We start from the raw sequence: 24,568 nt of genomic DNA on the forward strand, positions 1-24,568 counted from the left end.
GTAGTGACGCACAACCAGGGGGCTGTGGTCTGTATTGCTCACAAATGTAAATTCCCTCTCCTGGCGGGAGAGGGTAAGGGTGAAGGCAGCGATACACCGCCCTCACCCCGGGCCTCTCCCACAGGGAGAGGGAGGATACCCTACTTATTATTCAACGGAGACGTTTTCGAAGTGGTGTTTGCCAAGCGGATCAACCACGTAGCCTTTGACTTCTTTACGTACCGGCTCATACACGGTGGAGTGCGCAACAATAAGCGCAGGCGCCTGATCGTGCATGACGACCTGAGCCTGTTTGTACAGCTCGATACGTTTGTTGTGGTCATCGGTTGCGCGCGCCGGCTGAATCAGATCTTCAAACGGCTTGTAGCACCAGCGAGAGTAGTTTGAGCCATCTTTCGCCGCGTCGCAGCTGAACAGGGTCGCGAAGAAGTTATCCGGATCCCCATTGTCGCCGGTCCAGCCCATCATTACAGCCTGGTGTTCGCCCGCTTTGGCGCGCTTGAGGTATTCGCCCCACTCGTAGGTGACGATTTTGGCCTGAACACCGATTTTCGCCCAGTCAGACTGGATCATCTCTGCCATACGGCGTGCGTTCGGGTTATACGGACGCTGTACCGGCATCGCCCACAGCTCAACGGTAAAGCCTTTATCCTGACCGGCTTCTTTCAGCAGTGCTTTGGCTTTCTCAACGTCATAGGTGTAATCCTTAACGTCGTCGTTGTAGCCCCACATGGTCGGCGGGATCAGGTTTTTCGCGGCAACGCCAGCGCCCTGGTAAACCGCTTTGATGATGGCCTCTTTGTTCACCGCGTAGGTCAGCGCCTGGCGTACTTTTACGTCGTCAAACGGCTTTTTCTCGGTGTTGAAAGAGAGGTAGCCCACGTTCAGGCCTGCCTGCTCCATCAGGTTGATGCTTTTATCCTGCTTCATGCGCGCGATGTCTGCCGGGTTCGGGTACGGCATCACCTGGCACTCGTTTTTCTGAAGCTTGGCGTAACGCACAGAGGCATCCGGCGTGATGGAGAAGACCAGACGGTCAATCTTCGGCTTGGTGCCCCAGAAGCCCGGGAACGCTTTGTACAGAATGCGGGAATCTTTCTGGTATTGCAGCATCTGGAACGGGCCGGTGCCGATCGGGTTCAGGTCGACTTTTTCCGGGGTGCCCGCTTTGAGCATGTTGTCGGCGTACTCTTTAGAGAGAATAGACGCGAAGTCCATCGCCATATCCGCCAGGAATGGCGCTTCCGGACGCGTCAGCACGAACTGGACGGTATGCTCGTCCACTTTTTTCACTTCGCTAATCAGCGTCGGCAGGCCCATGCCTTCGAAATATTCATAGCTGCCGCCAGAAACTTTATGGTACGGGTTCTGCGCGTTTTTCTGGCGGTCAAAGGAGAACACGACGTCATCGGCGTTAAATTCGCGCGTCGGTTTAAATTCTTTATTGTCCTGCCACTTCACGCCTTTGCGCAGGTGGAAGGTATACGTTTTGCCATCTTCACTGACGTCCCATTTTTCGGCGAGACCTGGAATAATTTCAGTGGTGCCGATTTTAAATTCAACCAGACGGTTATAGATAGGCACAGAGCTTGCGTCATACGTGGTGCCAGAGGTGAACAACTGCGGGTTAAAGCCTTCAGGCGAGCCTTCTGAACAGTAAACCAGGGTTTTGGCCTGTACGCCTGCTGCGACGGTCATAGCCACCAGGCTCAGACCAAACTTCAGCATCCCTGACTTCTTCAAGGAAATACTCATTCTTCTGCTCCAATGTGATAGGTGTTGTGTTATCCGTCAGACCTTTTTTATTTTTTGCCCGGTCCGATCGGTAAGTGTGGGGCTGGGGATTCCTTTCGCAAGGGAGACTGAGTTGCAGTACAGATTGTCCGTAAAATGACCCTCACGCCCTACAATCTGTCAACAGAATAGGAAAACGTCAATACAGCTATCCGGGATTTACAACCGGGGTGAGAAACGGCAAACAAAGATTAAAAAAACCTCATGGGCATGTTTTCAGCACGGAAATTTATGCTACGCCCCCACCCGCAGAATAATCCTCTTGATATTTTGTAACATCCAGCGCTTATGTTTTATCCCGTTAATGAAAAATTTCTTGTCTTCTGGCGAACTTATGAACGGTTTATGGCGCAATTGGTAAGGCATACAGCAAAAAATGCTAAGCCAATATATAAGCAGAGGGGAAAGTATGCGGCGCGTTTCATAACTATTTTCAATGAAATATGTCACAGAATTGCGTTCCCACGAGAAAATCGAAGCTAAATAAGACGGGCGAATTAAGCGGCGCGTTAGCGTCCGACAGATATTGCCTGGAGCCGATTCTGAATGTGGGGGTGAAAACTAATAATCGCAGCCTCATAACTGTTTTACACGATATCCCTTTATACGATTTTCAGCGCGTGTTTCTGGAATGCGTCATGGCTGAAGCACGTAAAAAACGCCTTCCGCGACCGACACAAAAAAGAAGCGCCAAAGAACTGACTAAAGGTAAAGGGATGTATGAAAAGGAATTATCATGAACCGCGGGTGCTGCGGTTGCAATCATCAGTAGGCATCTGCGGTGTGAATTACGCTGATGATGTTAAAGCACTACAAGTAATGATGATGGAGGCTGGCTATCAGGCTGCTACAGGACGAACGCTAAAAGCAGATGGACGATGTAACAACGAAACTCATGAAGCCATTATCTGGTATCAGCGTTTATTGACGCTGTCTCCGTCAGGCCTGATACAACCCATGGATCAATGGTTCCTTGAGGCATTAAAAAATGCCAGACAACCTCTATGGCAACCAATGGTAAGTTCCGGGCCGTTACAGGTGCGGGAAGGGCAATTTACTTTTGACAATGAAGGCGCGGATTATATTACAGCCACAGACCCATTTCGCCCGCATCCTTATCCCTGGTTCTCACGCATCTTACACTGGCCGAATTCTGCTGCCTCTGGCGTTACGCTTGGGCGTGGCTACGATATGGGGAATCGAAGCTCAGGTGAAATTTTTGCAACGCTCAGACAAGCAGGGATAGAAGAATACAAAGCTATCCTTGCCTCCAAAGCCGCTTTTCTGAAAGGACGAGATGCTGTCAGTTTCGTGAAAGTGTATGGCCGCTTTTCGGTGAGATTACGCACCAGCAACAGATAAGACTGTTTGAAATTGCTATCCAGTTTTATATTTCCGAGGCGAAAAGGATCTTTAATGGACGCAAAGCGAGAATGATGTCTGCCATAAGCTGGGAAAAGATACGTGTCAGATTAAAAGATATATACATCGATAGCCTATATCAGGGATGTGAGTCAGCAGGTGAATTTGCCCGGTTGATTTTACTCGACGATCTGAAATCGGTGCGTTTATATCTGAAAACAGATCGCGCACAGATGAACTCACACGGAAGAAACTTAAAAAGGTTGCAATATATCAATGGGTTATAAGCTGAGTTTTTTTCTGCCATTTCTGTTGCTGCCAATCACCTGCGTTGCTGCCTCGTCCATCATTTATGGAGAGGCCGCAGAGATGTGTGCGAAGAGTGCGGATTATGCCGCCGGAACGCGATGTCTTGAGAAGCAGCGTCAGCAAACGGAGCAGGCGCTGCAACAAACGCTGGAGGCGGCGCTGAAGCGGGTGCAGTCGGAAGACTGGCTGGAGGCAAATGCGGATTACGGGGATGAAGATTCACAAATCGTTGAAGATACGGCCAATGCGCTGAAAAACGATCAGATGACCTGGGAAAAACATAAGGCCCTGTTTTGCAGGGTAGCCAGTTCCCAGATCAGTGAAAAAACACCCAATTATTGGGTCATATCCACCCAGTGCGAGATCAATATGAATAAGGCGCGTATCGACGAGCTGAAAGCACTGATGGCGCAGGTGCAGCCTTAAGGGCAAACGACGGAAAGCAAAAAGCCTGCTCATTGAGCAGGCTTTTTAAATTTGGTCGGTGATAGAGGATTCGAACCTCCGACCCCTTCGTCCCGAACGAAGTGCGCTACCAGGCTGCGCCAATCACCGAATGCGGGGCGCATATTACTGCGCACCCTAATTCTCGTCAATCCCTTACGTTAAAAAAGCCGCTCGATCGCCTGAAAAGCCAGCGATATGGCTATTTTGCGGCAGAAGGAACATGGCACCAGTTGTTGTTCTGGTTGATACCGCCGTCCGGCGACTGATAACCGAGGCAACCCATAATGGTGTCGAACAATTCCACGTGGCGATGCGGACGCTTCTGCTGCGCCTCCAGCTTGAGCTGTGCGAACGCCTGTGCGTGCTGCGGGTCTGCCAGATAGCCGTCAGACATCCAGACCATCATCGGTACGCGGAACTGCTCCGGCGGCGCAATATTGCGCGGCGTGCCGTGCAGATGCTCTCGCTCATTGATCGACTCGCCGTGATCGGCGGCGTAAAACACAATCGCTTTCTTGTTACGCACCTGGTCAATCACATCCGAGATAAAGCTGTCGACATACAACACCGAGTTGTCATACGCGTTGATCAGTTCCTGACGGCTACAGCTTGAATCGACACCCATGCACTCCGGCTGCCAGCGCGCAAAGCTGCGAGGGTAGCGCTGCACATAGTTATAGTGTGAGCCTTTCGTGTGCAGAATGATTAAGTGCTTACCCTTTTCGTGGTTGGTCAGCGAGTTTTTCATCTCCTCGACCAGCAACATATCATCCACCTGCTTGCCGCGGTTGCGCGGCTCGGCGCCAATTTGCTCACGGTAGGCGATGTTGTCCGCCATCGTGTTGCTGTAGAACCACATCTCGCTCTGCATCGCATACAGATCCGAGCTAAAGCCCAGTTGCTTGAGCACCGCAAAAACGTTCTGCTCTTTCAAAGTCCGCTGCGGGTTATCTTCCGCGCCGCCTTCACGCACAAACATGCAGCGCAGTGAAAGTTTAGTGGCGGTATCGCACGATTCGCCGCGGAATGCGGCCAGGTTTTTCTCCTGCGCGAGTTTCGGCGTCGTATCGCGGTCATAGCCGAGCATGCCCATATGATCCCAGCGCGTGGTTTCGCCGATGATAAACACCACATAGGTATCATCAATGCCCTGCGGTGCCTGCCAGGTAAACTTTTTAGCCGGGTTGAGCAGCGATTTATTATCGCTTGATTCATCCACCTGCGCCCAGGCGTACAACCCCAGCGCGGAAAGCCAGTTCGATGGCAAATACGAGTTCGCCACCACGCCGCCGTAGCTCGGCATATCAACGCCCGACGTGCGCTCTTCGTTTTTCTGCTGCAAATCGAGCAGACGAATCGGCGCCCAGACCAGCAGGCCCGCTACGATCACTACCGCCGCGCTTTTCACACGCTGATCGCGGGTGCGCAACTGGCGCAGTAATGTGTCGCGGCAGCGGTTGCCCCAGATAAGCGTCAGCGGCACGATGCACACCAGCACCATCCAGACGATAAACTGCCAGCCGACAACTTCTTTAGACAGGTCGATATCGGTCGTCATGACCGAGGCGATAATCCCGTAGCCAATCACGACGTTCAAAAACGTCATGTAATAGCTGGCCGCTGCGGAGAACAGCACAACCAGGGTTGTCAGCACGCGCCAGACGCGTCGCCCTAACAGCGACAGCACGCGCAACAGGAAGAAGGTTACCAGCACGGTAGCAACCAGTTCGACGACCATCGATACCGCATTAACCCAGGTAAGATCCTGCGCATAACCGTCAAAACGGCGGTATAGCACCGCGCAGTTAAAAAACAGACCGATGTATACCGCCAACAGAAAACTCAGTTTCTGCTGCGTCATCGAAAGGATGTATTTCATGCAAGCCGCCCAGGCAAAACGCTGCGAAAGCCCTTTACCCAAAAAATGAAAAAGAAGATGTACGTAATAGACGCGAGGGAATCAGGAGATTCTTAACTCAGACGCGGAGTAGTAGACCACAGGAGTTTAAAAAAGTGCGGGCTAATAGAGCGGTTCCGGCCGCCTTTACAAAAAATTGAGGCCGGAACCGCATTTTACAGCAGGAAATGATTACTCAGTAATCACGTTCAGCTTCACGTCGATATTGCCGCGCGTGGCGTTAGAGTAAGGGCAGACGATATGTGCTTTCTGCACCAGTTCTTCGGCTTCTGCACGGTCCATGCCCGGCAAATGAATATCCAGCTGCGCTTCAATCCCGAAGCCGGTCGGCAATGGGCCAATCCCCACCTGACCTTCGATAAATGCCTCCTGCGGCACTTTCTTTTTCTCCTGCGACGCGACATGTTTCAGCGCGCCCAGGAAGCAGGCTGAGTAGCCCGCCGCAAAGAGCTGTTCCGGGTTGGTCACTTCACCGCCCTGGCCGCCCATTTCTTTCGGCACGCCCAGTTTTACGTCCAGCACGCCGTCATCAGAAGTCGCCCGGCCATCACGGCCGCCCGTTGCTTTCGCTTTTGCGCGATAAACCACTTTCTCTAAGGACATCTTATTCTCCTTTGTGTTGGCAATCACAGCTAATAAGCATAGAACGTCTGGGCGAACTGGGGAGAAAGTGAGAACAATCGGGGAAACCGCGCCGCCGCAGAATGCAACGGCGCAGGAAGGATCAGGCGCGGGCGTGTTCCCACGTTTCGCGGCGCGGCTGGCGAATCGTGGTGGAGATCGCAAGCGACACAATCAACAGCGCGAAGATAACGCAGAAGGTGACGTAAAAGCCGCCGAACAACGAGGCGATAATCGAGCCAAAGATGCTGCCGATACCAAAGCCGAGGTAAATCACACCGTAGTTTTTCGCAAGATTGTTCAGCCCGAAGAAGTCACTGACCAGGGACGGGTACACCGTGATCGTGCCGCCGAAGTTAAACGCGACACAGGCGATGGCGGCAAAGAACGTGACCTCGTTAAGCGGGGCGAAAAGCAGCGCCGCCATACCGACCAGCGAGACCACCTGGCCCAGTGTAATCACGCGAATACGCGGCATTTTGTCAGAGAGGATCCCGAGCACCAGACGCCCCGCCAGGTTGGCTACAGAAATCACGGTCACGGCGTTGGCGGCGGTAGCGGCGTCGAGGCGTACCATGCCCTGCGCGATATCTTTTGCCACGCCAATCACATACAGTCCGCTCATGCAGGCGGTTAAGAACATCAGCGCCAGCATCCAGTATTGCGGTTTACGCATCGACTCAGCGAGGCTGTAGTCGCCTTCACGGGCATCGTTGCCGGTGCGCGCAGGTTGATTCGGCGCGTCTTTCATCAGCAGCGCACCGCCGATTATCATCACCATCACCACTGCGCCCCAGATAATAAACGTATGTTCCAGCCCGACAGACGTCAGCAGATGGCTGTCGATGAACTTAAAGCCCAGGCTGCCGAGGCCATACGAGCCGATGGAAAACGCGGAGATAAGCCCTTTGCGTTCCGGGAACCATTTCACGCAGTTAGAGAGCGTCAACAGATAACCCGCGCCGTCCGCAAGCCCCACCAGCACGCCGGCACTCAGCCAGAGCATCATGAGGTTACTGGCGTGCGCCGTTAATACCAGGCCCAGTCCCAGCAGCACGCCGGAGGCGATAGTGACGCGTTTCACGCCAAAACGCTCCTGCAACTTACCGGCCACTGAGGACGATAGCGCCAGCCCCAGGCTCAATAGCCCGAAGGAGAACGCCACCTGGCTTACCGGCTCGTCGAGCTTCTGCGAGAGCGCGCCGTTAAACAGACTCCAGGTATAAACCGATCCCAGCGCGAACTGGGTAACAATGGTGCCCACCAGAGTGAGCCACCGGGTACGCTGTTGAATGGAGGTAATCATGGTTGTTATCCCAAAGAAAAGAAGAAAGCTTCACTACCAGCAACGATAGCGAAACCCCTACTTTTCCGGGGGAAAACGGCATGAGATGCCGCTGGCGCGGAATGAACGGCATGAAAAAAGGCATGGATGGCCTTGAACGGGCGGGAAAGTCCCGCCCTAAAACGTCGCGCTCAGCCCGAGGTTGTACATTTGCGCGTCGTTTTCGCTAAGCCGCCCTTCCGCCTGGGAGAACGACGCCCAGGCCGCGACATGTTTGTTAATGGGCATATCGGCACCAAACGATACGTCCATCCATGAGCCATACTGACTGGTTGGCAGCAGCGGTTGCATATTCCAGAGCGGATCGCCGTGTTGCTGGTTATAGCTCACCTGCGCCCACGGGCGAAACGCGCCGATGCGGGAATCCAGCCGCCAGCCGAGCGAGCCGACGCTCGCGTGCCAGTAGGCGTCGTCCCCGCTCACCGGGGGCTCCTGCCAGGCGGGGCCATTGACCTCGCGCCGCAAGCCTGCCACCGGGCGCGCGACGACCGGCAGCGGCAATGACAGGTTCAGCCCTCCTGGTATGGCAATCATGGCAGCATCGTTTCGCTGCGTTTGCGCCACCCGTTCGGCCAGAATTTCTTCATAACTCGGTGTGCGATCGCTGTCCCACGTATAGCGTTCAGACGTGTTGCTTTGCGGGTCAACAGCGATATATTCCTGTTGCCAGGCGTGTGCCGACTGCGTAAAAACCAGAGACCACAAAAACACCGCCGCGCGTCGAAACGCATGGCGTCCAGAGATTATTATCATCATCAAGCGACTCCAGAAGAGAGCCGGGTCCGGCCGTTTTTATTTGCGTTATAAGCGGATTTGCGAGTAACCCTGCATTAACTATTGTCTCTTTATTCGCTACGTCAAGCCGCTTCGGAATATCGCTATGGTGTCTATTACAATGAGGGAATGCAGGATGGAACGTTGCGGTTGGGTCACTCAGGATCCGCTTTATCTCGCCTACCACGATGAAGAGTGGGGCAAGCCTCAAAAAGATAACCAAAAATTGTTTGAGATGATCTGCCTTGAAGGCCAGCAGGCGGGGTTGTCATGGATAACCGTCCTGAAAAAACGCGAGCACTACCGCCGCTGTTTCCATCATTTTGACCCAAACGCCGTCGCCCGAATGCGCCCGGAAACGGTCGATGCGCTGGTTCTGGACCCCGGCATTATCCGCCACCGCGGAAAAATCGAGGCGATAATCGCCAACGCGCGGGCGTACCTTGCGATGCAGGCCCAGGGAGAAGACTTCTCGGCGTTTGTCTGGTCGTTCGTCGGCGGCACGCCGAGGGTGAACTCGCCCGCCACGCTTGCCGGGGTGCCGGTCACCACGCCTGAAGCCCAGGCGCTCTCGAAGGCGCTGAAAAAGCGTGGCTTTAAGTTCGTTGGTCCAACCATTTGTTACGCCTTCATGCAGGCCTGCGGGCTGGTGAACGATCATCTCGCCGGCTGCGCGTTTCACCCGGAGCAGCGCTCGTGATCCGCGCGCAGCAGCCTGCCGATCGGGAACGCGTGCTGGCGCTGTGGCTTAACAGCACCACCGCCGGGCATCCGTTCATCCGCCCTGAGTACTGGCGCGCCAGCCTGCCGGTGGTACGCGACGTCTATCTGCCCGGCGCCTGTACGTGGGTGGAAGAAGAGGGTCACACGCTGCGCGGGTTTATCAGCGTGATGGAGGAGAAATTTATCGGCGCGCTGTTCGTGGCGCCCGCCTGTGCAGGAAAAGGCATCGGCACGGCGCTGATTACGCATGTGCAGTCGCAGTACGACACCCTGAGTCTTGAGGTCTATCAGAAAAACACCCGGGCGGTGCATTTCTATCACGCCCGGGGATTTCGTATTGAGGAAAGCGCGTGGCAGGCAGAGACCCGCCACCCGACGTGGATTATGCGCTGGCAGGCGGATTAAACGCCGTCACGTCTGGCGCAGGCCCTTCGTATTTTTCAAGGCGAACCAGCGACGAGTTAGCCGCGCAGCCGTTGCCGAGCCGCGAGGTTGGAATATCGCGCGTCAGCACGTTGACCGCGCCATTTTTGCAAAGCCCTTCGCGGCTCCAGTCGAAATCAGGCCACGCGCCCTGATGCAGACAGATAACGCCAGGCTTAATCCCATCAGTCACCACTGCGCCCGCCAGCACCTGGCCGCGGTCGTTCCATATACGCACCAGATCGCCATCATTGATGCCCCGCTCGCGCGCATCGTCAGGATGCAGCGTCACCGGCTCGCGTCCGGCAACCGCGTAACGCTCACGCAGCGCCGAATAGTTAAGCTGACTGTGCAGACGGTGCGCCGGATGGGACGAGAGCAGTTGCAGTTCATCGGGCTGCGCGTTGCCATGCCACTCGTCTGGTTCAAGCCAGGTCGGGTGCGGCGGGCAATCGGCGTACCCGAAGCGTGCGATGCGTTCGGAATAGATCTCAATTTTCCCGCTTGGCGTACTGAGCGGATTGGCCGCCGGATCGGCACGAAACGCGCCAAAGCGAACAAATTCGGCATTTTTCGGGTTTTCCGGCATCTCCAGAATAGCGTTCGCCGCCCAGAAATCGGCGAAATCCGGCAGCGTCACCTGCTGCGCTGCACCGCGCTCGCGGGCGATGTTATAAAAAGTTTCCAGCCATTCCAGCTCGCTTTTGCCTTCGGTAAAGCGCGCCCGCCCGCCGGTTTCCCAGCGCTCGCTAAGCTCGGCGAAAATATCAAAATCGTTACGTGCTTCGTATTGCGGCACCACCACCTGCTTCATCGGCACCATATGCTGGTTGCTGTAGTCGCCGGTCATGGTCATGTCGTTGCGCTCAAAAGAGGTGGTCACGGGCAGCACGATATCGGCATGCTTCGCCGCCGCGGTCCAGAAGCATTCGGAAATCACCACCAGTTCCGGCTTCTGCCACGCCTGAATCAGGCGATGCGTCTCCTGATGGTGCGTAAAGTTCGCGCCGCCCGCCCACCAGATAAAGCGAATATCCGGGAAAACGCGCGACTGACCGTTGTGCGGATACTCGCAGCCGGGATTTTCCAGCGCCTCGACAATGCGTGCGACCGGAATTTTATCCACCGCGTCAATGCCGCCTTCAACCGAGCCCTGCATTGAGGCCAGCACCGCAGCGCGGCGCGTCGGATTACCGCCGTTGGCGAAGTGATACGATAGCCCAAAGCCGCCGCCCGGCAGGCCAATCTGGCCAAGCATGGCCGCGAGCGTCACCAGCATCCAGTGTTTCTGCTCGCCATACTGCTGACGCTGCATGCCCCAGCCCGCCATCAGCATGGTGCGGTGCTGGCTGAAAAGCGCTGCCAGCTCGCGGATAGTCGTCGCATCCACGCCGCAAATCGCCGCCGCCCACTCGGCGTCTTTCGGCGTGCCGTCGCGCTCGCCCGTCAGGTATGCCGCAAACTGCGCGTAACCATGCGTGCAGGCGTCAAGAAACGCCGAATCCTGCCAGCCGTTTTCCACAAGCGTATGGGCGATACCGAGCATCAGCGCCACGTCGGTGCCCATGTGCGGAGCAATCCATCTCATCCGTTCGCCAAAGAAATCGGCGGTTTCCGGGCGCATCGGGTTGATGCAGATGAGCGTTTTACCGCTCTCTTTTAATTGCTCAAAATAGCCGATGCCCTGTTCGTCAGAGGCGTTCCAGGCGATTTTCAACGTGTTAAGCGGGTTGGCGCTCCACAGTACCACCACATCGCTGTGCTCCAGCACCAGCGGCCAGCTGGTTTGCTGTTGATAGACCTCGTTGCCCCCAACCACGTAAGGCATGATCACCTGTGCCGCGCCGGTGGAGTAATCCCCCAGATGGCCGGTATAGCCGCCCGCAAGGCTCATGTAGCGTTGCAGCAGCGTCGCGGCTTTATGCAGCACGCCGTTGGAGCGCCAGCCGTAAGAGCCCGCGAAAATCGACGACGGGCCGTAGCTTTCACGGATGCGCCGGTGCTGCTGGTCAATCAGACGCAGTGCCTCGTCCCAGCTGATACGCACAAACTCATCCTGGCCGCGCACGCCCTGCGGGCTGTCCGGCGAGGCGAGAAATCCTTTACGCGCCATCGGGTAGCGCACGCGCGCCTTGCTGTGCACCTGATCCGGCACGGCAGTTTGCAGGGAGTTGGGGTGACGCGTCGGCAGCGCGCCCCCGGAGGAGAAAACAGTTTCACCGTCGGTCTCAACAACCATAGGTCCCCAGTGGGCGGCGGTGACGATGCGTTTTACAGCAGATGGGTTAGCCAAAACGGGCTCCTGACTGGCGTTTGCAGATGAGGCGGCGTGAGTATGGTTACTTTGTCGCCGCTCGATTCGTTATTCATGAGAAAATCGGAACACTTCCCGGAATTTTCATCATATTCCCCCGGCATAATCAACCTCCGCCACTCCAGGCGAACCAGAATTAAATTGAATAAGGATATGCGATGAAAAAACGCATCATGTTAGTGGCCGCGATTGTCAGCGGCGCACTGGTTATTTCGGGCTGCACCACTAACCCTTACACCGGCGAACGTGAGGCGGGTAAATCCGGTATCGGCGCAGGTCTCGGATCGCTGGTCGGCGCAGGCGTCGGCGCGCTCTCTTCATCGAAAAAAGATCGCGGCAAAGGCGCACTGATTGGCGCGGCGGCAGGTGCCGCGCTTGGCGGCGGCGTGGGTTACTACATGGACGTACAGGAAGCGAAACTGCGCGAAAAAACGCAGGGCACCGGCGTCAGCGTGACCCGCAGCGGCGATAACATCATCCTGAATATGCCCAATAATGTGACCTTCGACAGTAATCAGGCGAACCTGAAACCGGCGGGCGCGAATACCCTGACAGGCGTGGCGATGGTACTGAAAGAGTATCCGAAAACCGCAGTGAATGTGGTGGGCTACACCGACAGCACCGGCGGTCAGGCGCTGAACATGAAACTGTCGCAACAGCGTGCAGACAGTGTCGCCAGCGCGCTCATCACCCAGGGCGTCGCCGCCAACCGCATCCGCACCGGCGGTATGGGCCCGGCAAACCCGATTGCCAGCAACAGCACCGAAGAGGGTAAAGCGCAGAACCGTCGCGTGGAAATCACCCTCAGCCCGTTACAGTAACGGGCCAGTGCCTCATCGGGTGGCGCCCGATGAGGCCACTTCAGGATTTAGTGGTGCAGCATCTCATCGACAATCTGCGCTTTGCTTAACTGATACGGATAATACGTCGGCCAGTTATCCATCTCTTTTAACAATGCCTCCTGTGACGTATTGCCCATGTAGAGATGAAAATGCGCAGACGCGCGCGGCGCGATGGTGTGATCGCTAAATTGCACGAATTTCGGCGCTTTTGACGCGCTATCGGTGCATTCAAAGAGATAACGAACGCCTTTCTTACCCGAGGTGTAATGCAGGATCTTATAGCCGTTATATTTATATTCGCAGCTGCTCACGGTCTCACCCACGTGAAACTCCATCACGTTATTTTCAATACCGATCATTTCAACATCCGTGGCATATCCCTTTTTGTAATACGCCCGATATTCCTCGACGGTTTTGTCGCCCGCTTGCGCTTTTTTCGCCAGCACCGAATCTAAATCGCCGTTCAGCAGATACGGGTTCAGCGACTGCCAGACGCCGTCCCAGTCGCTCAGCGCGCGGTCTTTTACGTCTTTATCGTCAAACACCCCTTCGCTGGCTTTACGTTCCGTTTCTGTCAACGGCTTACCGTGGTGATGGCCGTGCGCGAAGCTTTGGGTGCCCGTAAGCAGAAGCCCCATTCCCAGTAATAAGGCTAACTTCTTCATTGTATTCACTCTCCTGTGTCGGCGTTGGTTACTAATTGATACGTTATAACATAATTAAAAACACCGCTACAAAATCATGATGCCAACCATGACATGAGCAGGGATAATGCGCGCCAGACCAACGCCCGCTTTACGGCGGCGATACAAATCATCTAATAATAAAAACCGTTACCTGCCCCACCGGCGTTTTAGCCCGAGAAGGAAGTCTCATGACCCCAAAAGCGTCCCGCCCGACCATTAGTGACGTCGCCCGCGCCGCGAAAACCGGTAAAACCAGCGTCTCGCGCTACCTGAACGGCGAAAAGCATTTGCTTTCCGAGGCTCTGCTGGCACGCATTGAGCAGGCCATCACGCAACTCGATTACCGGCCAAACCAGATGGCGCGCGGCCTGAAGCGTGGTCGTACCCGGCTTATCGGCCTTATCATCGCCGACATCACCAACCCCTACTCAGTGAATGTCCTGAGCGGCATCGAAGCCGCCTGCCGGGAAAAAGGCTTTACGCCCCTGGTCTGTAACACGAATAACGAACTGGATCAGGAGCTGCATTACCTGGATTTGCTGCGCAGTTATCAGGTGGAAGGCATTGTCGTCAACGCGGTGGGAATGCGCGAAGAGGGGCTAAACCGGCTTCAGCAGTCGGCGCTGCCGATGGTGCTTATCGACCGTAAAATTTCCGATTTCGCATGCGATGTCGTGGGGCTTGATAACACCCAGGCGGCGACCACCGCCACCGAGCACCTGATAGAACAAGGCTTTGAAGCGCTGCTCTTTTTAAGCGAGCCGCTGGGTACCGTGAACACCCGCCGCGAGCGCCTCACCGCCTTTCGCGCCGCCGCGGCCCGTTATCCGGGCGTTATCGCGGAAAACGCCGAAACGCCGCTGCATGAGGCTGACCATCTCGACAACACGCTGCGCCATTTCCACACGCGCTACCGCGGGATGCGTAAAGCCGTGATTTCCGCCAACGGCGCGCTGACGCTACAGGTGGCGCGGTCGCTCAAACGCATTGGGCTTAACTGGGGCGCAGATATTGGCCTGCTCGGCTTTGACGAGCTGGAGTGGGCGGAGCTTGCGGGTGTCGGGATCACCACGCTCAAACAACCGACCTGGCAAATTGGTTACGCGGCGCTGGAGCAGGTCGTGAAGCGCATCGAGGGACAAGCGCAGACGGTGCGCGAGCAGGTTTTCTCAGGCGAACTTATCGTGCGCGGCTCCACGGCGCGCTGAACGACGGTTCGTGACCCCGATCATAAATTCACCTTCCTGGACTTCTCTTTGGAACCGGTTCCATCTAGCGTAATAACTATGTTATGTAGATGTAACCACTCCGGAGAAGTTAATGGAGAGAGAAATTATCGTCGTCACCGCCGCTTACGGTAACGACAAAATCAAGGCGCTGGGCGGCCAGCGATCCGTCCTGCCGATCATCGCCGAAGCGGGGGCTGACGGCGTGGAGATCCGCCGTGAACTGCTTGATCCCGCCGAACTGGACACCCTGCCCGCGCTGGCGCAGGCGATTGCCCATCATCAGCTCACCGCCTGTTATTCAGCCCCGGAGCCGCTGTTTGAGCACGATGGCAAAATCAACGCGCGCCTGCCTGCGCTGCTGGCGGAAGCCCATGAACTCAATGCCCGCTGGCTCAAACTCTCGCTCGGGCATTTTAGTCATGCTCATCAGGCAGAACCACTCGCCGGGTTGCTGGCGCTCTCTGACGTCGCGCTGGTCGTGGAAAACGATCAAACCGCGTGCGGCCGCCTTGAACCCATGCGCCGTTTCCTCGCCGCCAGCAAAACGCTCAATCTGCCGATCCGTCTGACATTCGACATGGCCAACTGGCTGTGGGTGGATGATGTGCCAGAAGACGCCGCCCGCGCGCTCCGCGCAGGTGTGAGCTATATCCATGTGAAGGCCGCGACGGCGCATCATTACCATTACCGCGCCATTGCGCTCGATGACGCTGACGCGCGCTGGCGCACATTGCTGGAAATGCTGCCGTCAGACGCGCCGCGCGGGATTGAGTTTCCGCTGGAAGGGCGCGACTTAACCGCCGTGACCCGTCATTACGTCAACCTGCTGCGAGAGGAGTGAATATGGAACAGCCGCTGGATGTCATCACGATTGGCGAAGCGATGGCAATGTTCGTCGCGACAGAACCTGGCGATCTTGCGCAGGTTGAGCACTTTTTCAAACGTGTGGCGGGCGCGGAGCTAAACGTCGCCACCGGCCTTGCACGCCTGGGATTGAACGTGAGCTGGGTCAGCCGCGTCGGTAATGATTCGTTTGGCCGCTTTGTATTAAGCCAGCTGGAAAAAGAAGGCATTTCCACCCGCGGCGTGACGATCGATGACCGGTTCCCGACCGGGTTTCAGCTGAAATCGAAAGTGACAGATGGAACCGATCCCAGCGTGGAGTATTTCCGCAAAGGTTCTGCCGCCAGCCATCTGAGCGGTGAAGATTTTAACGCACCGCTGTTTTACAGCGCGCGTCATCTGCACCTGAGCGGCGTCGCAGCGGCGCTTTCCGGCTCATCTTATGAATTGCTGGATCATGCGGCGCGCGCCATGAAAACGCAGGGCAAAACTATCTCGTTTGATCCGAATCTGCGCCCGGTGCTGTGGAAGAGCGAGGCGGAAATGGTCGAGAAGCTGAATCACCTCGCCACGCTGGCCGACTGGGTACTGCCGGGCCTCAAAGAGGGCCACATTCTGACCGGACAGCAGCACCCGGAAGGTATCGCGGATTTCTATCTGTCACGCGGCGTGAAAGCGGTGGTGATCAAAACCGGCGCAGATGGCGCCTGGTATCAAACCGCCAGCGGCGAACAGGGCACCGTCGAGGCTGTAAAAGTAGACAACGTAGTCGATACGGTGGGCGCGGGCGACGGCTTTGCGGTAGGCGTAATCAGCGCGCTGCTGGAAGGCAAAACGCTGCATCAGGCCGCAACCCGCGGCAATAAGATTGGCGCACTGGCCATTCAGGTGCAGGGTGACAGCGAAGGGTTACCAACCCGCGCGCAGCTTGGTGAGTAATTCACTCAAGCCCTCTCCCTGAAAGGGAGAGGGAGAACACCCGGTAGTTGCAGATAGGTTTTTGCAATAAACGATTTCCCCCTCGCCTCTTTGGGAGAGGGCCGGAGTGAGGGCAAAAACGCCTCACCCGACAAAATAAACAGTATCAATAGCTTCCGTCGTCCCCTACACCGACGAGACGCCTCCACCTCAACCATAGAGGGCATACGATGAAAAGTCCGACTAACGCTCCAAAACGCTGGTTGTACATCATGCCAATCGTGTTTATCACGTACAGCCTGGCGTACCTCGACCGCGCAAACTTTAGCTTTGCCTCGGCGGCGGGCATCAATGACGATCTCGGCATCACCAAAGGCATCTCGTCGCTGCTCGGCGCCCTGTTCTTTCTGGGCTACTTCTTCTTCCAGATCCCTGGCGCCATCTATGCCGAGCGCCGTAGCGTGCGTAAGCTCATTTTCATCTGCCTGATCCTGTGGGGCGGCTGCGCGTCGCTGACCGGCATCGTCAGCAACATCCCCATGCTCGCGGCAATCCGCTTTATTCTTGGGGTCGTAGAGGCCGCCGTCATGCCCGCCATGCTGATTTACATCAGCAACTGGTTTACGAAGTCAGAACGCTCGCGCGCCAACACGTTCCTCATCCTTGGTAACCCGGTCACCGTGCTGTGGATGTCGGTCGTCTCCGGCTATCTGATCCAGGCCTTCGGCTGGCGTGAAATGTTTATCATCGAAGGGGTTCCGGCAGTGATTTGGGCCTTCTGCTGGTGGATGCTGGTAAAAGACAAACCCACCCAGGTCAAATGGCTCGCGGATGACGAGAAAGCGGCGTTACAGGCGCAACTCGATAAAGAGCAGGAAGGCATTAAAGCGGTGCGCAACTACGGCGAAGCCTTTCGCTCACGCAATGTCATTCTGCTGTGCGCGCAATATTTTGCGTGGAGCATCGGGGTGTACGGTTTCGTGCTGTGGCTACCGTCCATCATTCGCAGCGGCAGCGAAAACATGGGTATGGTCGAAGTGGGCTGGCTCTCTGCCGTACCTTACCTGGCCGCGACTATCGCGATGATTATCGTCTCCTGGGCCTCCGATAAAATGCAGAACCGTAAACTCTTCGTCTGGCCGCTGCTGCTGATAGGCGGGCTGGCGTTTATCGGCTCCTGGGCGCTTGGCGCAAACCACTTCTGGGCCTCTTATGCGCTCCTGGTGATTGCGGGTGCCGCGATGTATGCCCCGTACGGCCCGTTCTTCGCGATTATCCCGGAGATGCTGCCGAAGAATGTGGCAGGCGGCGCAATGGCGCTTATCAACAGCATGGGCGCGCTCGGTTCCTTCGTGGGCTCGTGGGTCGTGGGTTATCTCAACGGCGCGACCGGCAACCCGTCCGCCTCGTACATTTTTATGGGGGTGGCGCTTTTCGTCTCCGTGTGGCTCACTTTAATTGTCAAACCGACCGCCAGCCAGGCGCTGCCGGTGGGGCGCCACGCGTAACACGCAGCGGGCGGCGTAATGCCGTCCGCTTGTCTATTCTTTCTTTTTTGTACAACGCTGGAGACCTGCATGAAGCCGTCCGTCATTCTCTATAAATCCCTGCCCGATGATTTGCTTGCCCGCCTGGAGAGCCATTTCAGCGTGACTCGCGTGTCAGACCTGAGCCCGCAGACCGTGGCGGCACATGCGCAGGCGTTTAGCCAGGCGCAGGGACTGCTGGGTTCCAGCGAAAAAGTGGACGCCGCGCTGCTTGAGAAAATGCCAGCGCTGCGCGCCACCTCGACGGTTTCCGTGGGGTATGACAATTTCGACGTCGACGCGCTAAACGCTAAACAGATAGCGCTGATGCACACCCCCACCGTGCTCACCGAAACCGTCGCCGATACGCTCATGACATTGGTGCTCACTACCGCGCGTCGCGCGCTGGAAGTGGCCGATCGCGTGAAAGCGGGCGAATGGACGGGCAGCATTGGCCCGGACTGGTTCGGCATTGACGTGCACCATAAAACACTTGGCATCATCGGCATGGGCCGTATTGGCCTGGCGCTGGCGCAGCGTGCGCATTTCGGCTTTAACATGCCGATTCTCTACAATGCGCGCCGTCACCACAGCGAAGCCGAAGAACGTTTTAACGCGCGCTACTGCGATATCGATACGCTGCTGGCAGAGTCAGATTTTGTCTGCGTGATCCTGCCGCTCACCGATGAGACGCATCATATGATTGGCGCAGAACAGTTCCGCAAAATGAAAAAATCCGCCATTTTCATCAACGCGGGCCGCGGGCCGGTGGTGGACGAAAACGCATTAATCAGCGCGCTGCAGAGTGGTGAGATCCACGCCGCGGGTCTGGATGTGTTTGAACAGGAGCCGCTGCCTAAGGATTCGCCGCTGCTCTCGCTGAAAAACGTGGTCGCGCTGCCGCATATCGGCTCCGCCACGCATGAGACGCGCTACAACATGGCCGCCTGCGCCGTCGATAACCTTATCAACGCGCTTAACGGCGACGTATCGCAGAACTGTGTGAATCCGCAGGTGGTGAAGAAATAAAAAAACGGCTCGTAAGAGCCGTTTTTTTTCACTGCATCGCGTTGGTCGCGGCGGTGTAGGCTTCGATGAAGGCCTGATGCTGGCCGGCAAGCGGTCCAATCAGCGTGTTATACTGGCTGGCCTGCTGCGAGGTCGGGAACTGAATGCCGTTTGCGGTAAAACCGACCTGCGTGCCTTGCTGAGCGATGAAATCGCCAACCTGCACCAGCTGCTGTGTGAAGGTCTGCGCCGCCGGGATGAGCGGTTGCAGGGCGTTAGCCGGGCCGGTTACAACCTTTTCATAAGCCTTATCAAACACCGGTTTCAGGTCATCGGCCTGTTTCAGCGAAGAGCGAGAGCTGTCGGCCTGCATTTTCGCGTTCTGCAATTGCTGGCTCATCACGCCGAGCGAGCCGTTTGCCTGACGCAGCGCTTCGCGCTGGTTCATGTAATCCTGCGGCACGCGAATGCTGTTTACGCTATCCACTACCGGGCGGATGGCTGCGTCCATCGCCTGGTTCACCTGCGAAGAGTAGCTATAAAGGATGGCATAGTCGGACACAAACGGACCGAACTGTTTTTTCTGATCGGCAGTCAGCGTCGGCAGACGTTCGCCGCTACGCATTACCGTGTTTTGCAGGAAATCGACGAACGCTTTACGCTGGTCGCCCTCTTTATCAAAACACCCGCTCAGGCTGAATACCATTAACAACGCCGCCAGCGGCGCGAACCAGCGAGAGCAGGACTTACCTGTCGCCATTTTTTTGCTCCTTTCACTCATCAAGGCGCACACCACTGCCAGTGTGCTTCAACGCCCACAAGGATAGTTCAGACGCGCCGCGCAGGATACCCTTTATTGCGCCACATAAGCGATTATGCAGAAGGCCGCGCGCCTGACGTAAAAAAGGGCCGCCGGGATGCATTTTACGGCGCCTCGCCTGCGTACCAGAACGTGATTCGATCCTTTTCAGAAAAGGCATGAACACCCGCTTTCACAAACCCTATCGCGACGGTTGCGCGCCATGCGCCACGACGGTGCAGCGCGCCCTGGCGGGGCGCCTTTTTCGCGCATCGCGCATTCCGGTAAAAACCTCACCATCAAAAATCAACGTAAAAACAAAACATTAAAGAAAAACACTGTTCTGGCATGGGCCTTGCTATATCTCTGATGCAGGGGTGACCACCGACAATCGGTGTCGCCAGACAATTTGCAATGGATCACTAGGGTTCCGGTCGCAAGACGCTGGTCCGAGAGTGATCGACCGCCCTCTGGCGGTTACACGGCGGGATAAAAGCCCGGGAGGATAAGCGACACCACGCGCCGTCCTCCTGCCATTTATCAACGCAACGTCAGAGGAACCACCATGCTTAACGCCTGCCAGAAAGCCCTTTTGCTCGCCGCGCTCGCGCTTTTTAGCGTGTCCGCCTGCGCGGCGAAACCCGCCTTTAAGCTCTGCTGGTCTGTCTACGCAGGCTGGATGCCCTGGGACTACGCCCAACAAAACGGCATCGTCAAAAAATGGGCCGACAAGTACAACATTGATATCCAGTTTGTGCAGGTAAACGACTATATCGAGTCGGTGAATCAATATACCGCAGGCGGCTTTGACGGCTGCACCATGACCAATATGGACGCGCTCACCATTCCGGCGGCGGGCGGCGTGGAAAGCACCGCGCTTATCGTCGGTGATTACTCCAACGGCAACGACGGCATCCTCTCTAAATCCGCAGCCAGCATCGCGGCGCTGAAAGGCCAGTCGGTGAATCTGGTGGAGCTTTCTGTGTCCCATTATCTGCTGGCGCGCGCGCTCGAAACCGCCGGGCTTAGCGAAAGAGACATTAAGGTCGTCAATACCGCCGACGCCGATCTGGTCGCCGCTTACAGCACGCCAGATGTGAAAACCATCGTTACCTGGAACCCGCTGCTGGCGGAGGCGCAAAAGCAGCCCGGCTCGAAAACCCTTTTCACCTCGGCGCAAATTCCCGGCGAAATTCTTGATCTGCTGGTGGTTAACAGCGCGACGCTGAAAGCGCACCCGGAACTTGGCAAAGCGCTGGTCGGCGCCTGGTTTGAAACGCTGAACACCATGCAGGGGGATAGCGCCAGCGCCAAAACCGCCCGCACACACATGGGCGAAGCGGCTGGCACCACACTCGCCGGTTTCGACGCCCAGCTTGCGGCGACGCACCTTTTTGTCACGCCGCAGCAGGCGCTGGCGTTCACCACCAGCCCGCAGCTTAAAGCCACTATGCAGAAAGTCGCGGAGTTCTCCTTCGCGCACGGTCTGCTGGGCGACGCGGCCCCCGCCGCGGATGTGGTCGGCGTCACTACGCCTGCTGGCAACTGGGGTGATGAAACCAATCTCAAGCTGCATTTCAGCGACGAGTTTGTCCGTCTCGCCGCCGACAATAAGCTCTGATCACGGAGGCGCCCATGCGCAAAATGATTAACTTCCAGCCGCAGCCAATGAGCCGCGTCATGCTGGGCGCGCTACCGCTACTGGCGCTGATCCTCTTTTATCTCATCGCCTCCGATGCGCGTCTTGCTGCTAACAGCGCCGACAAACTGCTGCCGGGCTTTGACGCGATGTTCGCCGCTATTGACCGCATGGCGTTTACGCCAAGCCCGCGCACCGGCGAATACCTGCTCTGGGCCGACACCGCCGCAAGCCTGGCGCGTCTGCTTACCGGCACCCTGATAAGCGGCACGCTGGCGCTGCTGCTCGGCCTGTTTTGCGGCGCACTGCCCTCGGTGAGGGCAGTCGTCTCGCCGCTGCTCACGATTGTGGCGCTGATCCCGCCGCTCGCCATTCTGCCGATTCTGTTTATCTGCTTCGGGCTTGGCGAACTCTCTAAAGTAGTGCTGATTGTCATTGGCATCACACCGTTTATCGCCCGTGACCTGCAACTCCAGGCGATGACGATACCGCAGGAGCAACTGGTGAAAGCCCAGACGCTTGGCGGACACAGCGCGCAGATCCTCTGGCGCGTCATCCTGCCGCAGTTGCTGCCGCGCCTGCTTGACGCGCTACGTCTGTCGCTCGGGGCCGCCTGGCTGTTTCTTATCGCGGCGGAAGCCATCGCCGCCACCGAAGGGCTGGGCTACCGCATCTTCCTGATGCGTCGCTATATGGCGATGGACGTCATCCTGCCTTATGTCGCCTGGATAACGCTGCTCGCCTTTTTGCTGGACCTCGCCCTTCGCATGCTCAATCGCCGTTGTTTTCCCTGGTATCACGCCCGGTAAGGAGCCGCTATGCCATTGCTCGAACTGAAAAATCTTGAAAAACACTATGGCAATCAGGTGGTGCTGGAACGGCTGAACGTCACGGTGGAAGAAGGCGAATTTGTCTCGGTCGTCGGCGCGTCCGGCTGCGGCAAAACCACCTTCCTGAAAATGCTGCTCGGCACCGAAGCCCCCAGCAAAGGACAACTGTTGCTGGATGGCCAGCCGCTGGCGCAGGAGCCAGACGCTCAGCGCGGCGTGGTGTTTCAGCGCTACTCGGTGTTTCCGCACCTGACGGTAATTGGCAACGTCATGCTGGCCGATGAATTTCATGAAGCGCGACTGCTCGGGCGCGTCTGGGGCCGCAAGCGCACCGCTATCCGTGAGCGCGCCCGCGCGATGCTGGAGCAGGTGGGGCTGCTCGCGGCGCAGGATAAATACCCCCATCAGCTTTCAGGTGGGATGCAGCAGCGCCTGGCGCTGGCCCAGGCGCTGATGAAACAGCCGCGCATTTTGCTGCTCGACGAGCCGTTCGGCGCGCTCGACCCGGGTATTCGCAGCGAAATGCATCTGCTTATCAGCGAGCTGTGGGAGCGCCATCGCCTGACCATTTTCATGATTACGCACGATCTTAAAGAAGGGTTTTCGCTTGGCTCGCGCCTGTGGGTGTTTGACAAGGTGCGCCACGATCCACAGGCACCGGACGCGTTTGGCGCGTGCATCACCTACGACATTCCGCTGGACAGAGCGCCCGCAGGCAAAGTCAGGCCACGTCATTCGGTCGTGCGCCCCTTTCCCGGATCTGATCCTACACAACGCCCGCTGGCTTTGATCAGCGAAGGTTAACCCAAGGAGACGCTATGGAAACTGTATATGAAACCCGGCTGCCCGCCGGTAGCCACTGGTCGCTGGTAATGCGCCGCGGCACCGCTCTGACGCTGACCGACATCGCGGGCGGCGTTAACGCGGCGGCGCTGTTCTATAACCCGGAAAACCCTCTTGAGCGCTATAACGCGCCAGATACGCTGAAATGCCAGCATACGTTTCGCCTGACGGAAGGCCACTGCCTCTATTCCGACATGGGGCGGATTTTCTGCGGTATTGAGCAAGACACCTTCGGCTGGCATGAGACGGTCTGCGGCAGCGGCAACGCCGCGCTTACCGAGCAGCAATTCGGCGTGCGCCGCTACCAGCATGCTCACAACGAACGCCACCAGAACGGGGTCGACAGCTTTTTAACCGAGCTTGCTAAATATGGGCTCGGCAAGCGTGACATGGCTGCCAACGTTAACTTTTTCGCCCGGGTGGAAACCGGCGATGACGGCGCGCTTGCACTCACCGCGCAAGGATTGCCGGGAGCCAGCGTCCGGCTGCGTTTCGCGATGGATACGCTTGTCGTGCTGCACACCTGCCCTCACCCACTCAGCGAGTCCACCACCTACCCCACCGCGCCGCTCGGCCTGACGGTCGACGGCACACGCCAGCCGTTGCCGGCAAGCTGCCTTGCGCGCGCGGAGAACCAGCGCGGCCTGCGCAATAACCACCTCTACTATCTCAGCGAAGGAGTGTGACGATGCTGACTGAAAGCACCCGTAACCCACAGGCGGCGGTCCATCGCGCCACCATTGATGCCGGCGATTACTGGATCTGGCGGCTGCGCGAGGGCGAAACGCTGCGCATTACCGATCTTGAAGGCAACCAGGCCGCCGACACGCTGTTCTTTAACGCCGACAACACCGCAGAACGCTACAGCGTGACCGATACGCTCCGTGGCCAGCGTAACGTATTTCTGACGACCGGCAGCGTGCTGCGCTCCAGTGACGACCGCCCTATGCTTGAGATTGTCGCCGATACCTGCGGACGCCACGACACGCTCGGCGGCGCGTGCTCATGCGAAAGCAACACCGTGCGCTATGACCTTGAAAAACGCCACATGCACGCCTGTCGCGACTCCTGGATGCTGGCCGTCGCGCAGCACCCCGAATATGGCCTGACGCGTCGCGATATCACCCATAACGTCAACTTTTTCATGAACGTGCCGGTAACGCGCGACGGCGGGCTGACGTTTGCCGACGGCATTTCGGCGCCGGGCAAATATGTGGAGCTGGTCGCCAGAATGAACATTCTGGTGCTGATCTCCAACTGCCCGCAGCTCAATAACCCCTGTAATGGCTATAACCCAACGCCGATTGACGTCGCCGTCTGGTAATTCTGGCGCTGCGGGACGACCCGCGCCACAGCGCGAAAACCACGCAGGACG

23 protein-coding genes, 1 tRNA gene, 1 pseudogene and 1 riboswitch are annotated in these 24,568 nt (G+C 57.1%); of the genes and pseudogenes, 16 read left to right on the plus strand and 9 right to left on the minus strand.

What is annotated here, in order from left to right; genetic code table 11:
- Window positions 1-147: 147 nt before the first annotated feature.
- A complete protein-coding gene (gene dppA, locus AFK62_RS19125) occupies window positions 148-1,755 on the minus strand; it encodes a dipeptide ABC transporter periplasmic-binding protein DppA (RefSeq protein ID WP_032984887.1) in 1,608 nt (535 codons plus the stop codon).
- 759 nt (window positions 1,756-2,514) lie between these two features.
- Here dppA and AFK62_RS21690 point away from each other — a divergent pair.
- Both AFK62_RS21690 and AFK62_RS19135 read left to right on the plus strand, forming a co-directional pair.
- A pseudogene (locus AFK62_RS21690) lies at window positions 2,515-3,443 on the plus strand (peptidoglycan-binding protein).
- The gene (locus AFK62_RS19135; protein ID WP_007680555.1) at window positions 3,433-3,891 is read left to right on the plus strand and encodes a lysozyme inhibitor LprI family protein; all 459 of its coding nucleotides are present in this window, start codon (window positions 3,433-3,435) and stop codon (window positions 3,889-3,891) included. The pseudogene AFK62_RS21690 and the gene AFK62_RS19135 overlap by 11 nt, the downstream one beginning before the upstream one ends.
- A 52-nt stretch (window positions 3,892-3,943) precedes the next feature.
- Here the strand turns inward: AFK62_RS19135 and AFK62_RS19140 are convergent.
- From AFK62_RS19140 to AFK62_RS19160, 5 genes are all read right to left on the minus strand, one after another.
- Window positions 3,944-4,020, minus strand: a tRNA-Pro gene (locus tag AFK62_RS19140).
- A 91-nt stretch (window positions 4,021-4,111) separates the two neighbouring features.
- Window positions 4,112-5,791, minus strand: a complete 1,680-nt coding sequence (eptB, locus tag AFK62_RS19145; RefSeq protein WP_032984888.1) for a kdo(2)-lipid A phosphoethanolamine 7''-transferase — start codon at window positions 5,789-5,791, stop codon at window positions 4,112-4,114.
- Between the two features lie 210 nt (window positions 5,792-6,001).
- Window positions 6,002-6,433, minus strand: coding sequence for an organic hydroperoxide resistance protein (locus tag AFK62_RS19150; protein ID WP_007680559.1), 432 nt, complete (start codon window positions 6,431-6,433; stop codon window positions 6,002-6,004).
- Window positions 6,434-6,554: 121 nt separating this feature from the next.
- On the minus strand, window positions 6,555-7,757 hold the full coding sequence (locus AFK62_RS19155) for an L-lactate MFS transporter (protein ID WP_007680561.1): 1,203 nt from the start codon (window positions 7,755-7,757) through the stop codon (window positions 6,555-6,557).
- Window positions 7,758-7,913: 156 nt separating this feature from the next.
- Window positions 7,914-8,552: a hypothetical protein gene (locus AFK62_RS19160; RefSeq protein ID WP_007680564.1), complete on the minus strand. Its 639-nt coding sequence runs from the start codon at window positions 8,550-8,552 to the stop codon at window positions 7,914-7,916.
- A 154-nt stretch (window positions 8,553-8,706) separates the two neighbouring features.
- Here AFK62_RS19160 and AFK62_RS19165 point away from each other — a divergent pair, with 154 nt between their 5' ends.
- Both AFK62_RS19165 and AFK62_RS19170 read left to right on the plus strand, forming a co-directional pair.
- Complete coding sequence (locus AFK62_RS19165) at window positions 8,707-9,270, plus strand: DNA-3-methyladenine glycosylase I (protein ID WP_007680566.1); 564 nt, start codon at window positions 8,707-8,709, stop codon at window positions 9,268-9,270.
- On the plus strand, window positions 9,267-9,698 hold the full coding sequence (locus AFK62_RS19170) for an N-acetyltransferase (protein WP_007680568.1): 432 nt from the start codon (window positions 9,267-9,269) through the stop codon (window positions 9,696-9,698). The genes AFK62_RS19165 and AFK62_RS19170 overlap by 4 nt, the downstream gene beginning before the upstream one ends.
- On the opposite strand, the gene AFK62_RS19175 is transcribed toward AFK62_RS19170, so the two are convergent.
- The gene (locus tag AFK62_RS19175) at window positions 9,676-12,009 is read right to left on the minus strand and encodes a molybdopterin guanine dinucleotide-containing S/N-oxide reductase (protein ID WP_053532085.1); all 2,334 of its coding nucleotides are present in this window, start codon (window positions 12,007-12,009) and stop codon (window positions 9,676-9,678) included. The genes AFK62_RS19170 and AFK62_RS19175 overlap by 23 nt on opposite strands.
- Window positions 12,010-12,188: 179 nt before the next feature.
- Here AFK62_RS19175 and AFK62_RS19180 point away from each other — a divergent pair, with 179 nt between their 5' ends.
- Window positions 12,189-12,851: an OmpA family lipoprotein gene (locus tag AFK62_RS19180; protein ID WP_007680574.1), complete on the plus strand. Its 663-nt coding sequence runs from the start codon at window positions 12,189-12,191 to the stop codon at window positions 12,849-12,851.
- A gap of 47 nt (window positions 12,852-12,898) precedes the next feature.
- On the opposite strand, the gene zinT is transcribed toward AFK62_RS19180, so the two are convergent.
- Window positions 12,899-13,537 (minus strand): metal-binding protein ZinT, encoded by a 639-nt coding sequence (gene zinT / locus AFK62_RS19185; protein ID WP_007680578.1) that lies wholly within the window; start codon window positions 13,535-13,537, stop codon window positions 12,899-12,901.
- 209 nt (window positions 13,538-13,746) lie between these two features.
- On the opposite strand from zinT, the gene AFK62_RS19190 reads away from it, so the two are divergent.
- The 5 genes from AFK62_RS19190 (at window position 13,747) to ghrB (ending at window position 19,103) form a co-directional block, all read left to right on the plus strand.
- Window positions 13,747-14,766: a LacI family DNA-binding transcriptional regulator gene (locus AFK62_RS19190; RefSeq protein ID WP_007680589.1), complete on the plus strand. Its 1,020-nt coding sequence runs from the start codon at window positions 13,747-13,749 to the stop codon at window positions 14,764-14,766.
- A 112-nt stretch (window positions 14,767-14,878) separates the two neighbouring features.
- A complete protein-coding gene (locus AFK62_RS19195; protein WP_007680606.1) occupies window positions 14,879-15,628 on the plus strand; it encodes a sugar phosphate isomerase/epimerase family protein in 750 nt (249 codons plus the stop codon).
- A 2-nt stretch (window positions 15,629-15,630) separates the two neighbouring features.
- Entirely contained in the window at window positions 15,631-16,569 is a 939-nt protein-coding gene (locus tag AFK62_RS19200; protein ID WP_007680610.1) for a sugar kinase, read from the plus strand.
- A 209-nt stretch (window positions 16,570-16,778) separates the two neighbouring features.
- Window positions 16,779-18,056, plus strand: coding sequence for an MFS transporter (locus AFK62_RS19205; RefSeq protein WP_053532086.1), 1,278 nt, complete (start codon window positions 16,779-16,781; stop codon window positions 18,054-18,056).
- Between the two features lie 69 nt (window positions 18,057-18,125).
- The gene (gene ghrB / locus AFK62_RS19210; protein WP_007680625.1) at window positions 18,126-19,103 is read left to right on the plus strand and encodes a glyoxylate/hydroxypyruvate reductase GhrB; all 978 of its coding nucleotides are present in this window, start codon (window positions 18,126-18,128) and stop codon (window positions 19,101-19,103) included.
- A gap of 28 nt (window positions 19,104-19,131) precedes the next feature.
- On the opposite strand, the gene AFK62_RS19215 is transcribed toward ghrB, so the two are convergent.
- Window positions 19,132-19,842 carry a DUF3053 domain-containing protein gene (locus tag AFK62_RS19215; RefSeq protein ID WP_007680626.1) on the minus strand — a complete coding sequence of 237 codons (711 nt, stop codon included), beginning with the start codon at window positions 19,840-19,842 and terminating at the stop codon, window positions 19,132-19,134.
- 262 nt (window positions 19,843-20,104) lie between these two features.
- Between AFK62_RS19215 and AFK62_RS22945 the strand changes: the two genes are divergently transcribed.
- The 6 genes from AFK62_RS22945 (at window position 20,105) to AFK62_RS19240 (ending at window position 24,517) form a co-directional block, all read left to right on the plus strand.
- On the plus strand, window positions 20,105-20,251 hold the full coding sequence (locus tag AFK62_RS22945; protein WP_161602031.1) for a hypothetical protein: 147 nt from the start codon (window positions 20,105-20,107) through the stop codon (window positions 20,249-20,251).
- 41 nt (window positions 20,252-20,292) lie between these two features.
- A riboswitch (guanidine-I (ykkC/yxkD leader) is annotated at window positions 20,293-20,387 on the plus strand.
- Between the two features lie 59 nt (window positions 20,388-20,446).
- Window positions 20,447-21,502 carry a putative urea ABC transporter substrate-binding protein gene (locus AFK62_RS19220; protein ID WP_007680635.1) on the plus strand — a complete coding sequence of 352 codons (1,056 nt, stop codon included), beginning with the start codon at window positions 20,447-20,449 and terminating at the stop codon, window positions 21,500-21,502.
- Window positions 21,503-21,516: 14 nt separating this feature from the next.
- Window positions 21,517-22,329, plus strand: coding sequence for an ABC transporter permease (locus tag AFK62_RS19225; RefSeq protein ID WP_007680638.1), 813 nt, complete (start codon window positions 21,517-21,519; stop codon window positions 22,327-22,329).
- A gap of 9 nt (window positions 22,330-22,338) precedes the next feature.
- Entirely contained in the window at window positions 22,339-23,154 is an 816-nt protein-coding gene (locus AFK62_RS19230) for an ABC transporter ATP-binding protein (protein ID WP_053532087.1), read from the plus strand.
- A 14-nt stretch (window positions 23,155-23,168) separates the two neighbouring features.
- On the plus strand, window positions 23,169-23,879 hold the full coding sequence (locus AFK62_RS19235) for an urea amidolyase associated protein UAAP1 (RefSeq protein WP_007680645.1): 711 nt from the start codon (window positions 23,169-23,171) through the stop codon (window positions 23,877-23,879).
- Between the two features lie 2 nt (window positions 23,880-23,881).
- Window positions 23,882-24,517: an urea amidolyase associated protein UAAP2 gene (locus AFK62_RS19240; protein WP_007680648.1), complete on the plus strand. Its 636-nt coding sequence runs from the start codon at window positions 23,882-23,884 to the stop codon at window positions 24,515-24,517.
- Window positions 24,518-24,568: the final 51 nt, after the last annotated feature.

This window comes from Cronobacter condimenti 1330, from assembly GCF_001277255.1.
GTDB lineage: Bacteria > Pseudomonadota > Gammaproteobacteria > Enterobacterales > Enterobacteriaceae > Cronobacter > Cronobacter condimenti.